The sequence below is a fragment of the Paraburkholderia sp. 22099 genome (assembly GCF_052045835.1).
Taxonomy (GTDB): Bacteria; Pseudomonadota; Gammaproteobacteria; order Burkholderiales; family Burkholderiaceae; genus Paraburkholderia; species Paraburkholderia terricola.
Genome location: NZ_JBQEPU010000004.1, coordinates 13,966 through 29,007, shown reverse-complemented (window position 1 = coordinate 29,007; position 15,042 = coordinate 13,966). Strand labels below are relative to the sequence as shown.

At 65.4% G+C, this 15,042-nt stretch carries 11 protein-coding genes and 1 pseudogene; 5 read left to right on the top strand and 7 right to left on the bottom strand.

All coding sequences use genetic code 11. The annotated features are described in order from the left end of the window. Positions 1 to 125: 125 nt before the first annotated feature. The 5 genes from ACTJLC_RS05400 to ACTJLC_RS05380 all read right to left on the bottom strand — a co-directional run bounded on the left by ACTJLC_RS05400 (position 126) and on the right by ACTJLC_RS05380 (position 9,610). On the bottom strand, positions 126 to 848 hold the full coding sequence (locus ACTJLC_RS05400; RefSeq protein WP_310127995.1) for an OmpA family protein: 723 nt from the start codon (positions 846 to 848) through the stop codon (positions 126 to 128). A gap of 81 nt (positions 849 to 929) precedes the next feature. After that, a complete protein-coding gene (locus tag ACTJLC_RS05395; protein ID WP_440843312.1) occupies positions 930 to 5,723 on the bottom strand; it encodes a YadA-like family protein in 4,794 nt (1,597 codons plus the stop codon). Between the two features lie 1,027 nt (positions 5,724 to 6,750). After that, positions 6,751 to 7,212 (bottom strand): BON domain-containing protein, encoded by a 462-nt coding sequence (locus tag ACTJLC_RS05390; RefSeq protein ID WP_073429190.1) that lies wholly within the window; start codon positions 7,210 to 7,212, stop codon positions 6,751 to 6,753. A gap of 59 nt (positions 7,213 to 7,271) precedes the next feature. Beyond that, positions 7,272 to 8,681, bottom strand: a complete 1,410-nt coding sequence (locus tag ACTJLC_RS05385; protein WP_310127991.1) for a hypothetical protein — start codon at positions 8,679 to 8,681, stop codon at positions 7,272 to 7,274. Next, positions 8,678 to 9,610 carry an alpha/beta fold hydrolase gene (locus ACTJLC_RS05380; RefSeq protein ID WP_310127989.1) on the bottom strand — a complete coding sequence of 311 codons (933 nt, stop codon included), beginning with the start codon at positions 9,608 to 9,610 and terminating at the stop codon, positions 8,678 to 8,680. The genes ACTJLC_RS05385 and ACTJLC_RS05380 overlap by 4 nt, the downstream gene beginning before the upstream one ends. 626 nt (positions 9,611 to 10,236) lie before the next feature. On the opposite strand from ACTJLC_RS05380, the gene ACTJLC_RS05375 reads away from it, so the two are divergent. From ACTJLC_RS05375 to ACTJLC_RS05360, 4 genes are all read left to right on the top strand, one after another. Further along, positions 10,237 to 10,392, top strand: a complete 156-nt coding sequence (locus ACTJLC_RS05375; protein WP_159442568.1) for a hypothetical protein — start codon at positions 10,237 to 10,239, stop codon at positions 10,390 to 10,392. A gap of 51 nt (positions 10,393 to 10,443) precedes the next feature. Then, the gene (locus ACTJLC_RS05370; protein WP_143031942.1) at positions 10,444 to 10,716 is read left to right on the top strand and encodes a hypothetical protein; all 273 of its coding nucleotides are present in this window, start codon (positions 10,444 to 10,446) and stop codon (positions 10,714 to 10,716) included. Between the two features lie 221 nt (positions 10,717 to 10,937). Then, positions 10,938 to 12,479, top strand: coding sequence for a hopanoid C-3 methylase HpnR (gene hpnR, locus ACTJLC_RS05365; RefSeq protein WP_310127987.1), 1,542 nt, complete (start codon positions 10,938 to 10,940; stop codon positions 12,477 to 12,479). Between the two features lie 114 nt (positions 12,480 to 12,593). Beyond that, on the top strand, positions 12,594 to 13,076 hold the full coding sequence (locus ACTJLC_RS05360; protein ID WP_083080928.1) for a hypothetical protein: 483 nt from the start codon (positions 12,594 to 12,596) through the stop codon (positions 13,074 to 13,076). Here ACTJLC_RS05360 and ACTJLC_RS05355 read toward each other — a convergent pair. Further along, positions 13,073 to 13,237 (bottom strand): annotated as a pseudogene (locus tag ACTJLC_RS05355) (methyl-accepting chemotaxis protein); the annotation flags it as partial. The gene ACTJLC_RS05360 and the pseudogene ACTJLC_RS05355 overlap by 4 nt on opposite strands. A 40-nt stretch (positions 13,238 to 13,277) precedes the next feature. Beyond that, positions 13,278 to 14,018 (bottom strand): SDR family NAD(P)-dependent oxidoreductase, encoded by a 741-nt coding sequence (locus ACTJLC_RS05350; protein WP_154872682.1) that lies wholly within the window; start codon positions 14,016 to 14,018, stop codon positions 13,278 to 13,280. 127 nt (positions 14,019 to 14,145) lie between these two features. Between ACTJLC_RS05350 and ACTJLC_RS05345 the strand changes: the two genes are divergently transcribed. After that, positions 14,146 to 15,036: a LysR family transcriptional regulator gene (locus tag ACTJLC_RS05345; RefSeq protein WP_440843311.1), complete on the top strand. Its 891-nt coding sequence runs from the start codon at positions 14,146 to 14,148 to the stop codon at positions 15,034 to 15,036. Positions 15,037 to 15,042: the final 6 nt, after the last annotated feature.

The following is a 15,042-nucleotide window of genomic DNA, read 5'->3' as shown; positions in this document are numbered from 1 at the left end:
ACGCAGGCAGGCCGCTTCAGTGGCCCGTCGCATGCGCGCAAGCCGGGCCGTTCCGATCAGCGCTGGCGGCTCGCGCGTTCATCGCGAGTCCGTTCGGCGCTGAGTCCTGAGTCATTTCACTGCGTTCACTGCGCCCGTACTTCGATCGAGACGCGCCTGTCCGGTTGAAGGCAAGCGATAACCGCGCGGCTTTCGCCGGCGGGACATTGGCTTGTCGGCTCGCGTGAACCCGCTCCCGCCGTGTGAATCGTTTCGCCGTTCAGTCCGTGATCGATCATGTATTCACGTATCGTCTCGGCGCGTGCCAGCGACAACCGCTGATTCACCGTCTCGGGCCCGATGCGATCCGTGTGGCCCACGACCGAAATCGACTCCACCCCTTTCAACTGCTTGATACGCGTGACGACCTGTTCGAGGCCTGCCGCGCCGCCAGGCGAGATCGAAGCGAGGCTCGACTGTCCGAAGGCAAACAGCGCATCGGTTTGCAAGGCGAAGCGGGCGACCGTTTGCGGCCTGGCTGCGGCGGGCTGCGAAGCCGCCGCGGGTGCGGCACCCGGCGCGGCACCGCACGCGAAGGTGAGTCGCCGCGTGACATCGGTTTCCTCATTGTCCGCTTGCAGGGCCCCCACCTTTTGCACCGCGCGAACCGGTTCTCCGCGGCAGATCTTTTGAGCCACCTTCATGCAGGTCGCGGGCCCCTCGAAAAGACCATGACATTCGACCTGATGAAGCTTCGAACCGTCCTCGGCCGTGAGGGTATAAGCGTTGAAGGTCGGCCCGGAGGCAGCCGAACATCCGGCAAAAAAAGCAAGGCTCAGCGATAAACCCCATCCAGAAAGCTGCTTCATGTTGTTCTCCACACGTGTTGTTTCGTGCTTGCGTTGCGAACGCACGATCGCGTTCGCATTCGAGCGATGACGGTCCGCGCGTTACCACTGCATGGCCGCGCCCATGCCGAAGGTGGTGCCGCCAGGGCTCATGCCGACACCCGCTTTCATCTTGATGTTCTCGGTGATGCGCGCGGTGCCCCCGAGCGCCACCGCCTGATAACCCCGGAAGCCCGCCGTGCCGATGCCGAACGACAAGGTCTTGTCCTTGTCGACCTCGGGAATCATCGTCAAGGCAGTGGTTGCGGCAATGCCGGAATAGGCGTTGCGCGCGACCGAGTTCACGCCCGATTGCAGTTGATTGATCCGTTGATCGGTATAGGCATTCGCTTGCGCAAGCCCGGCATTGAGCTGATTCAGATTGACCGCGTCGGTGCCCTGGGTTGCCGCGGCCACGTTCACCACTTGCCGCGGATCGGAAGTCGAGCCGATGGATACGACGTTGCTGCGGCCCTCGTCGGTACTGCCCGCGCCGAGCGCCACCGAGTTATTCCCGGTAGCGGCCGCGCCCACGCCGACCGCGGTCGCGCCGGTCGCGCTGGCTTGCGAACTGTTGCCGACCGCCGTGCTGTTCGAACCGGAAGCCGTCGCGCCTTGTCCGCCCGCCGACGAATTCGAGCCGCTGGAGGCCGGCGGCGCCGGCGTGCCCGGCGTGGACGTGAAGCTGCCGCCGGTATTGCTGGTCCGCTGGTTGATCAGCGAGGTCAACTGGGTCGAGACGGCATCCAGTTGCGACACGTTCACCGCATCGGTTCCGGCCTTGCCGGCCGCGACGCCGGTGATCTGCCGGTTGCCGATGTTGACCTCGCCCGCCGACGACTGCGGACTGCTCAAGCCATACGCGATGTAATTGCTCAACGCGCCGACCGTCGTCACCGATCCCGCACCCAGCGCGACGCTGTTCGCCATCGACGCGCTCGCGCCCGAGCCGAGCGCGACCGAGCCGGTCGCGCTGCTCTGCGCGCCCGAACCGAATGCGAGCGCGTCGATCGCGCTGCTTTGCGCGCCCGAGCCGATCGCGATACCGCCTGCATTCGCCGCGCTCGCGTTCGCGCCTTGCGCGATCGATTGCGCGCCGCTGGCGATCGAGCCGCTGCCGAGCGCGATCGCGTCCGCCTGCGCCGCGTTCGAGCTTTGGCCGATCGCGACGCCGCCCGGCGCGGTCGCATCGACGATCGCGCCGTTGCCGATGCCCACGCCGTTGTCGCCGTTGACCACCGTCGTCGGACCGACGGCGATCGACTCCGCACCCACGGCGAGCGAATCCGCCGCGGCCGAGTTCGCGTGGAAGTACAACTGCCCGGTCACGGCGAACGACGACAGCGCGCCGGCAAGCTGCCTGATGGTGACGGCGTCTTGCGCCTGCGTGCCGTCCGCGACGTTGGTCAACTGGCGATAGGTGTTGCCCGCCGCGCTGCCGAACGACACGGCGCCGAGCAAGGTTTGATCCGACGTGTTGAACGGAATCGCGTGCGTGCCGTTGGCGATCGAGCCGATGCCCGAGAGCACCGCGCGATCGGAGATCGCGCCGGAGCCGATCGCGACCCCGCCGGTCACCGAGACGTTCGACAGCGCGCCCAACGCGAGCGCGTTGTCCGCCTGCGCCGCGGCGCCGTTGCCGCCGGCGAAGCTGCTCACGCCGGTTGCGGTCGCGCCGATGCCGGCCGCCAGCGCATTGCTGCCGCTGGCGCCGTCGTTGTTGTAGTTGCCGCCTGGCGTGCCGCCGTCGTTGACGCTGTAGTAGTGCGTCTTGTTGGCCGTCACGACGCTGGCGAGGTTGTCCACGGCCAGATTCGTCGCGTACAACTGCGAGCCGTTTACCGCATCGGTGCTGGCTCCGTTCACCTGACCCGCGGCGACGTTCTGGATCTGCCGCTCGGCGCCTGGCGCGCCCACGCTCACCACGCTGGTCGGCGCGGCGCCGGCGAAGCCGTAGACCGTGCCGTTGATCGTCGTGCTCGGGGTGGGCGTTGCCGCGGTGGTCTGCGAGGCGGAGCCCAACGCGATATCGCCTGCGTTGTTGGCAACCGCGTTCGGGCCGATCGCGACGCTGTCGGCGCCGAGCGCCTGGCTGTCGGGCGCGGTGGAGTTCGCGTGGAAATACTTGATGCCCGGCGTCGTGCCGCCGCCGGTGAACGCGTTGACGAGGCTCTGCACGGACGTATAGGTGTTGCCGCCGTAGCTCAGGCTGGTGGTCAGCGCACCCGTCGTGCTGTTGTAGGTGCTGCCGCCGCCGAGGCTCGACGCCACGCTGTTGCCCAGGTTCGTGACCTGAGTGCCGACCGTCGTGATCGCCGTATTGGTGGCGAAGAGCTGCGAGCCGTTCACCGCATCCAGGCTCGCCGCGCTCACCTGGCCGGCCGCCACGTTGGTGATCTGACGCGGCGCGGCCGCCGTGCCGACGCTGACCGCGCCGGCGGGCGTGCCGCCCGCGTAGGTCACCGTGGTGCCGTTGATGACGCCGCTGCCCGTCGGCACCGCGGCGGTGGTGACCGACGAGCCCTGACCCAGCGCCACGTTCGAGCCGCTCACGCCGCTCGCGATGCTCGCGCCCTGGCCCAGCACGGTGGAGTTGGCGACGCCATTGTCCGTTGCCTGATTGCCGACCACCAGCGAGGCGGCGCCCGTCGCCGACGCGCCGAAGCCGCCGGCGGCGGCGTTCGCGCCCGACGATACGGGCTGTACCGACGTCACCGAATTGTTCGACACGAACGGGCCGGTGGCGCCGTTGGTCAGGTTGTTGACGGCCAGGTTCGTCGCATACAACTCGCTGCCGTTCACCGCATCGGTGCTGCCCGAACTCACGCGGCCCGCCGCGACGTTGGTGATCGTGCGTTCGCTGCCGACCGAACCCACGCTCACGGTGCTGCCAGGCGTGGTGCCCGCCACGGCGCTCGTGATGCCGCCCACCGTGATGCTGCTCGTCCCCACCGCCGTCGCCGTGGTGCTGCCCGAGCCGAGCGCCACCGCGTTCGCATTGCCGGCCGATGCGCCCGCGCCCAGCGCGATCGCATTGGCCTGATTCGCCACCGCCGTATCGCCGAATGCCAGCGCGCTCGCGCCGCTCGCGTTGCTGGCGTTGCCGAGCGCGACCGCGCCCTGGCCGTTGGCGATATTGCCGTTGCCTTCGGCCACCGCGCCATCGCCTGTCGCCGTATTGTTCGCGCCCACCGCGATTGCGCCGTTGCCGACCGCGCTATTGGGATCGCCGATCGCGACCGCGCCGTTGCCGCTCGCCGTTTGCGCCTGACCGAGCGCCACAGCGCCCGTGCCGCCGAGCACCTGCGAGTTCTGTCCGCCGGCGAACGAACCCGCGCCGGCTGCGGCTGCCACCGTATTGCTGTCGCCGATCGCCACGGTCGACGCCGCGAGGGCTTGCGACGTGAAGCCAACCGCCGTCGCATTGCCGTTGCTCGCAACCGTCTGATTGCCCAACGCGACGGCGCTGCCTGCCGACGCGGTTGCATTCGTGCCCAGGGCGATGGCGTTGGGATTGGCCCCCGTCTGAGCCGAATCGCCGATCGAGATGGACGAGGCCCCCGCCGAACTGGCGCCCGCGCCGATCGCAATGGCGCGAATGCCCGCCGCCGCCGCGCCGCCCACCGCCGCTGGCGCCGACGAACCGCCTTCCGCGACGGAATCGGACCCACCCAGCGCGATGGAGTTTGCGCCGCTGGCGCTGGAGCCGACCATCATGCCGAGCGCGTTGAGGCCGGTGGCGTGGGCTCCCGCCCCCAGCGCCACCGCATTCTGCGCCGAGGCGACGGCGATCGTGCCCGCGGCCAGCGAGGAGAGCCCGCTGGACTTCACATCCGTGCCGACGGCCACGGCCCCGTCCGCCGTTGCGCCCGTGCCCGCGACGGTACGCGCGCCCAGATACACCGAGTTGAGGCCGCTGCCGATGGCCTGAAAGCCGAGCGCGACGGCGTGCGTGCCGGAGGCGTTGGCGGTATAACCCATCGCGATGGAGGCGGGCCCGCCGGCCACCGCCTGAAAGCCGATCGCGTTGGCATAGTCGGCGTTGGAGGTGACGTCGGTGCCAATCGCAATGGACGACGTGCCGGACGAACCGGTGCCCGCGCCGGTGCGCGATCCCAGATAAATGGCGTTGACACCCGTGGCATTGGCTCCCGAACCCACGGCTAAACCGTTGGCTTGCGAACCTATGGCTCCGCTGCCCAGTGCCACCGCGCCCGACGCGGCAGCGCTGGCGCTCGCACCCAGTGCAACGCTGTTGTCTCCGGTTGCTTTCGCCGAGGGGCCGACGGCAGTCGACACGTTGCCGCTAGAGACGGCTTGCAGGCCGATACCGATGGCCGACGAACCGTTAGCGGTGACGTCCGTACCGATAGCGATCGCCGCCTGTGCGGTCGCGCCGGTACCCGGAGCGGTGCGCGCGCCCACGTTAATCGAGTTGACGCCGGAGGCAATGGCTTGAAAGCCGACGGCGACGCCATTGAGTCCGCTACTGCTGGCGCCATAACCTACCGCAGTGGCCCCGCCGGCGGTCGCTGAGGACTGAACGCCCATGCACGACGCACTGCCGCTAAAGAAGTAGTAGGGTGCGCCAGAGCAGCTCACCTGCGCCTGCGCTTGTACACCCCATCCACCCAGGCCCATCAACAACAATAAAGTGACGGCGCGCGGATTGGCGCCGTGCCCGTCGCGCCGATTGCTTCGCCCGTCATCTCCGTCACCTCCGTCACGGCCGTCACGGCCGTCACAGACGGCGGCCCCGGCACCCGATTTCCCCTTGCCGCGCGATTTGCCGAATTCCGACGCGGCCACGAAGCTGCCCAATGCGTCGTTCCAGATGGTCCGATATGCCTTGTTCATGTTTTTCCTGTTCGATGTTTTGCGCCCGCGCGTTTCCACCTTCCTTTCGAATGAGGACATGCATGAATCGAAAGAAAAGACCTCGGCGCTGCGTCGCGTTATTAACGGGAGCTGTATTTATTTATTCAATATTTGATGCTTGGAGATGCTAAAAGCGGACGTGCGCCATCCTCCTGACTGTTAAATTCACAGAAGGAAGGTATGGATAAAAAACGGCTAGACAGTTTCTATTTTTTCTGCATTCGCATTGCGATGCGGAATGCGGCGGACCATCAGCTTATGAAGGTCCGAGAGGCAACGGCATATCGATGTCAATTGCGTGAAGGGGCGTCAATTGCCTGGCTGAGCGGGGTCGTTGGCGTGCCAAACGTTTTCCTTGAATTGTTCTACCCGGAATGCTCATAGTGACCGGCCCCAATGAAGTGCTGCGATCATGCCGGCGCTACATGGAAAACGCCCATGCATGCGCTCCCGGCGCCATTTTTTCTGTTCCGAACATGTTCCGCACCGGGTGAACCGACCACGCAAATCTTGACCTCGAAGTGGGCGTTTCTTGACTTGGCGCAAGCCGGAAAGTTCCAGTAAGTGTTAAGCGAAACTCTCGCATATGGTTTTTGGTTTGTCTACTAAAACCCCTAGGTCAGGACCGAGCATTGCTATGTTTAACAATTGCTGCAATTAGAAAGCGCATGGATTTACGAATTTCAATTCCATCCCATGAAGTGGGCCGAGGCGGATTGCCGAGAGTCGGGAATTCATTCATGAAGCCGGCTATTGAATAACCGTGCGGATGGATTAATGGATTTGTAAGGATTTCGGCATGGGGCCGCAAGCGAGCCGGTCGCCGTCACGCGGATCGAATTTCAGTGGATCGGAGCGCGGCGTCGACGTGCTATTCGATGCACGCCGCCCGCCGACGGGATGCGCGGTGAAGCCCGAGCGCGAGCCAACACCGCGTGATCGATCGAGTACGCGTCGCGCGTCGTGCCGACCTTCGCACGCACGCGCGAATGGCGCGTCGCTCCTATTAGTGCCTTACCGCGCCCTGTAGCTCGGGCACGTTGCCCGGCTGCTGATGCACGCACAAGCGGTCGTCGACGCGTTCGATGCCCGGCACTCCGCGTATCTCGCGAATCACCTTGTCGTGCTCGTCGGCCAGCACATGGCCGCCGACGCACGCGACATGGCCGTCCACCGTCACGTCGATCGCGCCAGGCGTGCGTACGGTCCGACCGAGGCGCGCGCGCACGCGCTCGGTCAATTGCTGATCGGAAGTCGGCGCGCTCGATACCGCGTGATGCAGCATGCCGTAGGCGGACCCGGCCACCCGCCTCGCCTGTGAGCGCGACCGCTTCACGATCCGCCTGCCGGTGGAGCCGAGCTTGTCACGCAACATGGCCCGGCGCCGGCGGCCCGAGTTGTTGTCGAGGTAGTACATTGCCGCTGCGCCAAGCGCGGCAGCGGCGATAGATCGTAAAAGCGCTCTCATGTTGCCTCCTTTGCGTCCGTTGACAAGCCTGTTCACTCACGAGCATTCCGAATGCCCCCTCATGTCGGCACGCGCGTTTTTGGCGCAAGCTCGGCGCAATGCACGGCATACGCGGGGCCATGCTGCCGCAGCAACGTTTCGAAGCGCGCCAGTGTCATGGCCGGCGGCACCGCCGAGCGAGGTTGCATTCGGGCAAGCGCGCGGCCGAACTGAACGAACGTCGCGAAGTCCCGCGGATAGCGCGCGGTATCGACGCCAATGAAACGTCCGCTGCGGGTCGCCTTGTCCAGCAGCGCGCGCCATCGTTCGATCGATGCGAGCCCGATGCTTTCGGTGCCGTGCGAGAAGAGCATCAGGTCGATCTCGTCGAACGGTCCTTCGGCATCGAGAAAGCGTTGCAGCGCATCGGCCGACGGCTCCACGCAGAACAGCAGCCAGAACGGCAGTGCGTGCAGTTCGAGCGTTGTCAGCGGGTCCATCAGCAGAAACGAATCGACGATGAGCCGCGTGGGCCGGATTTCCGCGTCGCGATACCACTCGCGATGGATGGCGGCGGCGGCGAAGCTCAACGCTTCGGGTTCGTAAAAGTCGATTCGGACGACGCGCCAGTCCATCTGCCGCGCGAGCGCGGCGACGTCGTCGGCTAGCGCCGTGTCGAATCCCCACTCCGCCTCAGGCGACACGTCGTTCGGCTCGGGCGGCCGCCAGTGCGTTCGCGCGCGGCCGTAGCGGGCCAGATACTCGCGCACGCGCGCGCCGCCATGCAGGTATTCGTCCTCGGTCGCGCCACCCGTCGCGCCGAACTGGTATACCGATCGTTCGCTCGTGCGCGTGACCGGCCACGAACGCGAACAGGCGTCGACGTAGATCGTTGCGCCGCGCGGGAGATTGCGTAACAGAAACTCCCGGTAGCCGAGCGGAAGCGCGCGGTACTTCAACCGGAAATAGCTCATTGAACGCAACATCAGCCGGTCCTGATTCGGGTCCTGCATGTGATGCACCGCGATCCGGCTGTCGGCCGCGAGCAGCGCGTCGACAATGGGCCGCCCTTTTTCGAAGCCGCGCTGCGCGTCGTCGGGATCGCTGAACGCGCGTATGGGGCAGAGGAACGTCTGCGGCAGCCACGGCACGCCGAGCGCGGCGGCCAGATGAGTCAGCGCGCCGTTGGACGAGCCGACGAATACCGCCGGGTACGGCCGCTCGGGATAGAGCCCGACGAGCCACTCGGCAACCCGTTCCATATCGAAGTGGCGCGCGCGCCGCGCGTCGATGCCCTCGGTCATCCCGCCGATCGAGTACGCCCACTCGCGCGCGCGGCGCGGCAGCAGATTGAACGCGGGCATCACGCGGTCGAGCAGCGGCGACTGGCTCGGGCTGGTGAATGGCCGGCCGTGCAGATAGTCGGCCAGCGCGAGCGCCATGCCGGCGGCGGAATCGAAGCGGGCGAGGCCGCGCGGGGGGCGGTTCATCGAGCGTTCTCCAGATCGCGCGCGACCGGCTGCGCGTCGCCGCACAGGAACGGCGCGATGAGCAGCGCGAACGCGTGCGGGTACACGTAGTTCAGCGTATGCGTGCCGCCGTCGACGATGAGCAGCGTGCCGTGCGGAAGCAGCCGCGCGGCGCGCGCCGCCCACGCGCAGGGTGCGACCGGGTCGCGCGTGCCGGTCACGACCAGGGTCGGTGCCGCGACGCGCGGCAGCCGCTCTTCGATCCGGTCGCGGATCAGGATGCGCATCGTCGCGATCGCACGCGGCAGGCCGGCTTTCGCATAGTCGATGCGCCCGATCGGGGCCGGCGAGCGCGGCTGTTCGCGGCGACCGTTGCGCAAGTCGCGCCAAACCTGGATCGGCAAGGTGCGCGCACGCGGATCGGTGGTCGGCCCTTGCATGACCAGCCGCTCGACGGCTTCGGGAAAACGGATCGCGAATTCCGCGAGGATCTGGCAGCCGAACGAATTGCCGATGAACATCGCGCGCTCGATCCCGCAAGCGTGCATCCATGCATGCAGCGCGTCGGCGAGTTCCGCAATCGACAGCGCACGGCGGCGCGCGGGTGGCACGCGCGCGCTTTCGCCGAAGCCCGGCAAGTCCGGCGCGAATACCCGGAACCGGCGACCGAGCACGCCGGCGAGCGGCTCCATGTAACGGCTCGAAATCACGAGGCCATGAACCAGCACCACGGGCGCACGATCCGCCGCATCCGGCGGTCCGCGATGAAAGCGGTAGAACATGCGGAACGCTCCCGCTTGCACGTAGCCCCCGTCGATGCCGGCGCGGCGGCTTGTTTCGCTCAGCGCGGGCGTGCGCTCGAGTTGCCGCCAGCGCACCGCGAGCCAGGCGGCCGCGCCCGCCGCAGCCGCCGCCATGCAGGCGGCGAGCACCGAAGCTTGCAACTGCATGGTGTGCGCTTCCACATTGAATGACCGGTTGCACTCGAAGGCGGCGTTACCGCGACGGCGTCATGCTTATCGCGCACCTCCGCGCGCAACCCCGCGCGCAACCTATTCGTCCAGATTCGCCGCCTGCGTTATTAACCGCGGCGGGTCGAATCGGGTGTCTGATCCGGCTCCGGCTCAGGCGCGCCGACGTCGGGTACATCGGTGGGCTTGCCCGGGCTCGGTGCATCGGGAATCGCGGGTTGATCGGGGATCGGCGGATCGGATGACGAATTGGATGACGGGTTCGATGACGGGTTCGATGACATAAAGGCCTCGCGTATTGCCACAACTCGCTGCAGCGTGAAGGCCAGTGACCGGCCATTTCACTTGTGGCAAGCATCGTGCGTTCCATGCTGCGTATCGGAGTCGCTCGCCGTCGCGCGGGCGTTCCCGCATCGGTCAGATGTGCAAGCCGGTAGGCAACAACTACAAATTCCGAACGGTTGCCCGTGGGGGCATTGCAGCAATCCGCGACGCCGCGGCGTGGCGATACCTGCCTGAAACGCAGGCTGGACGTGAGTCGCGTGTCACTGGGTACGGACCATGCAAGCGGGTAGGCACCTCAGCGGCAAAACAGGAGATGAGCGATGAAGCCTGGTACCAAGAGATTCTGGATGGGCGCGTTGATTGCAGCGACGATACTCGGTGCGGCGGGTTGCAAGCGGGCCGACAATACCGCCGGCGTGCCGGGCGCCGCGAGCGGCCCGGCGGCGATGGCGCCTGCTTCGGGCGCCAGTCAGTAAGGGATCGGAGTCGCGCCGGCGCGGCGCGATGCGGGTTCCGGGAGGCGCGGCATGGCGCCGATGCTCGTTATCGGCCTGGTTCTGATCGGCGTCGTCTGTTACGTGCATTACGCAATCCCGATGTTCACCCGCGGCGCCGGGCACAGGGTAATCGCGCATGGCGTCCTGATACTGGTGGGCGGTGCTTGCGGTGTCGTCAGCGTGTTGGTGCCGGGACTCGCGGAGTCCCGGTGGCTTGTGTTCGTCGTCGCGTTCGGCACTGTTCATGTGCCGGCCGCGGCAATCCTGTTTATCAAGCATCTGCGCGGGGCTGGGCAATCGTGAATGCCCGGCCGGCGACGTCTCGTTGGTTGGCAACGAGCGTGGCGCGCGCGGCATCGCGGAGATCGGGGCTGGCCGGGATTGCCGCGGCGATCAGCAAAGCCGCGTGCCGCGCAACCGGCGCGTGATGATCGAAGATCTGCTGGGGGCGGGTGCGCACGCTTGAGGGCGCGCGGCCGTCTGGGGGCGCAATACCGCTGGTTTATCTCTTGCGGGAGATTTTCATGAAGGTGCTTGCGGTTCATCCCAGCGGTTTGATGTACACGCGCGTGTTCCTGCGTCTGGAGCCGCTTGGACTCGAGTATGTGGCGGCCGTCGCGCGGGACGCCGGTCACGAGGTCCGCCTCATCGACCTGCAGGCCGAGACGCACCGCGACCTGCACCGCATGATACGAAGTTGGCAACCCGACGTAGTGTGTTTCTCGGGCAACTATCTCGCCAACATCCCCGAAATCATCGATCTCGCGAAAGCGATCAAGGCTGCGCTGCCGCAGTGTTTCGTGCTGGTCGGCGGACACAGCGCCTCGTTTGTCGCGGCCGATCTGCTGCGGCATGCCGATGGCGCGGTGAACTGCGTGCTCCGCGGCGAAGGCGAGGCCTCGATCGCCGCCTTGCTGGAGACGGTTGCCCGCGGCGGCGATCTGCTGCGTGTGCCCGGTGTGGTCACGCGCGATGGCGAAGGGCCGCCGCCGTGCTTCGCGCAGTCGCTCGATACGCTGCGCCCGGCGCGCGATCTGTTGCGGCATCGGAGAAAATATTTTATCGGCGTGCTGGACCCCTGCGCCTCGATCGAGTTTGCGAGAGGCTGCCCCTGGGATTGCGCGTTCTGCAGCGCGTGGACGTTTTATGGCCGCAGCTACCGCGCGCGCCACCCGGAACAGGTCGTCGCCGAACTGGCGACGATACGCGAGCCGGGCGTATTCATCGTCGACGACGTGGCGTTCGTTCATGCCGAGCACGGCATGCAGATCGGCGAGGCGATCGAGCGCCGGGGAATTCGAAAGAGGTATTACCTGGAGACACGCGGCGATGTGTTGTTGCGCAATAAGGACGTGTTTCGATTCTGGCGCCGCCTCGGACTGGAGTACATGTTCATCGGCATGGAGGCGATCGATGCGGAGGGCCTGAAGGCGTTCCGCAAACGCATCACGCTGGACAAAAATTTCGAGGCGCTGGAGTTTGCCCGCTCGCTGGGGATCACCGTCGCGATCAATCTGATTGCCGACCCCGACTGGGACCGCGAGCGCTTCGAAACCATCCGGCGTTGGTGCCTGGAGATACCGGAGATCGTCAATATCAGCGTCAACACGCCTTATCCCGGCACCGAAATCTGGCTGCGCGAGCAACGCAGGCTGACCAGCCTGGATTATCGGTTGTATGACATACAGCATGCGGTTTTGCCGACCCGTTTGCCGCTCGATGAGTTCTATACGGAACTGGTGCGCACGCAGCAGGTACTCAATCGCAAGCACCTGGGCTGGACCGCATTGCGGGGCGCGACGGGGCAGGCGTGCAAGCTGTTGCTGCGCGGCCAGACCAACTTCGTGCGGATGTTGTGGAAATTCGATTCCGTTTTCGATCCGCGATTGCAACTCGGCGACCACGCACGCATGGTGCGTTATGCCATGTCGCCTCCGCCCGCCGTGACGGACGAGCGGGTCGACGTGAAATCGATTTATGTCTATGGTCCGACGGGACGCCGAGGGCGCCGGATCGACGACGCCACCGAAAGATTCGTGGACGGGACGCGGATGGGGGCGGAGTAGGAGTGGGGTAGTAGCCGCTTCGCGTCGCCTTCGATTGCCGGGTGAAGTACCATCGCCGCTTCGTTAATAACAATGACGGTGTGGACCAGATCGATGACAATGTTCCAACGAACGATGGCGAGTCGCGCTCCGTTGCGGGAGACGCCGCTGAACCTGAAAGGCAACCTCGGACGACTGTTCGTCGCAGCGCTCGCGGCGAGTTCTTTCGCGACTTGCGTTCATGCGCAAAGCAACGCGTCCGGCCCGCTCGGCACGCCCTCGGGCCAACTGCAATTCGTGCGCGCCGACCACGATTGGACGGCGATGCTCGACAACGAGGTTTTCGATCGCTTCGGCGCGAACACGCTCACGCATTTCGATGACGTGGGCCACGCAAACGACACGGTCACGCGCACGCTCGTGCAGACCGATTCCGGCCCGGTGCTGTACGACTTTCGCCGCCGTCCGCCGCTTGTGCAGCGCTCCGGTATCCGCATGACGGTCAGGCGCGTGTTCTGGCAAGGCGATGAAGTCGTGATGCACGGCTCGCAAGGCTGGTTCCGATTCAAGCGCGGCGTGCTGACGAAGCTGCAGTCGTCGACGACGACGTATCACTGATTGAGTGCATACGAATCAGAGGCGACCACGGCGAGGCCGCGTCCTTCCTCTGCCGCTCGTGCCGCCTCCACTTCAACATCAAGCGCAAGAATATTGGTCTGAAACGCGATGCTTTCAATCGTGCCGGTGACGTTCCGCCCCGAGGCGTCGTTGGCGTCGTTGGCCCGTATGCGTGGAGATCGAGTCAGCGAGCGTCGCTTCTCAGACCTGACCGACACCACCATCGGCCATCAAATCCGCACCCGTCACATAGGAACTCTGGTCGGACGCGAGGAAGAGCGCCGCATTAGCAATTTCCTCGGCCCGCGCGAGTCGACCGATCGGGATCATGCTCTGGTACATGTTCACCAGTTCCTCGCGCGTCGCCGATTGAGAATCGAGAATGGGAGTATCGGTGACGCCAGGGCTGAGCAGGTTGACGCGAATGCCGCGATCCTTGAATTCCGCGGCCCACGTGCGGGCATAGGAACGTAGCGCCGCCTTGGTCGCCGCGTAGGCCGTATGGCCGGGAATGCCCATGCCGTGCATGGCCGAGGAGACCAGAACGATCGATCCGCCCGCTGTCATCAGCGGCAACAGCTTCTGAACCAGAAAGACGGGGCCGCGAGCCATGAGGTTGAAGGCCTTGTCGAAATGCTCGGGCGTGAGGGTGTCGATCGAAGCCTGCTCCGTAAAGCCCGCGTTCGACACGACGATGTCGACGACACCTTTTACTTCCCTGACTGTTGCAGCGACGCGGTCGAGATCATCGAGGTTCGCCGCGTCAGCCTGGATAGCGGTGACGTTGCGGCCGATCAGTCGGGCGGCTTCGTCGAGCTGCGCCTGCCGGCGACCAAAGATAAAGACATGCGCGCCTTCGGCGACCAGGCGTTGGGCGATCGCCAAACCGATACCGGTCGTTGCGCCGCTAATGACGGCGGTCTTGCCTGCGAGAGTGGACATCGAAACCTTCTATCTGTTCGTGAATGACAGAACGATGGTAATTGCGGCCGGCGGGAATGATAATGCGGAGATTTTTCATAAGATCTATTCTCTCGGGGAATAGCTGGAGTGCTCGGAGGCGACGGCAATGGATCGGTTTCACGAATTGAACGCCTTCATCGCCGTGGCCGAGGCGGGTGGCTTTTCGGCTGCGGCGCGTAGAACGGGAGAATCGCAATCCGCCATCAGCAAGGCCATCGGGACGCTGGAGAAGCGCCTTGGCGTGCTGTTGTTCAACCGGAGCACGCGCAACGTGACCCTCACGGATCAGGGGCAGCGGTACTACGATCGGACCAGGCCGCTTGTCGATGAGATGGATGAAGCCGACAGCGAACTGACGAGCAGCACGCTCGATGTCTCCGGTTTGATCAGGATCGCCGTAGCGTCCACGTTCGGTCTCCTTCACGTCTTGCCGCTCATCCCTGAGTTGTTGTCGCTCAATCCCGGCCTTCAGGTCGATCTTGTTCTTTCGGACCTCGTGCGCGACATGGTGGAAGACCGGATCGATCTCGCGATCCGGGTAGGCCCCGTCAACGATCCTGACGCGGTCGTCAGGCGCGTGGCGAGTACGCCGCTTGTGTGCGTCGGATCGCGTCGCTACTTCGAGCAACACGGCATACCGAGGACACCCGCCGAGCTCGTCGACCACAACTGCCTTTTATATGCCGGTCTGACGGAGTCGGCGAACTGGCCGTTCGTTGGGCCGGACGGTCCATTCAGCGTGGCGGTTCGCGGCAATCTTTCGTCTAACAGCGTCGAAACGATTCGGGCGGGTGTGCTGGACGGCGTTGGAATCGGCCTCTTTGCCCGAGTGTCGCTTGCCGACGAACTCCGGCATCCGGACGTGATCGCCGTTCTCGAGGACTTTATAGGCGACGTGAGAGACATCAGCGTCATCTGGCCAAGGCGTCGGTTTGTACCGGCACGCGTGCGCCGCGTGACGGACTTTTTTGCCGCGGCCCTCCCGCAGCGCGTTTAGCCAAAC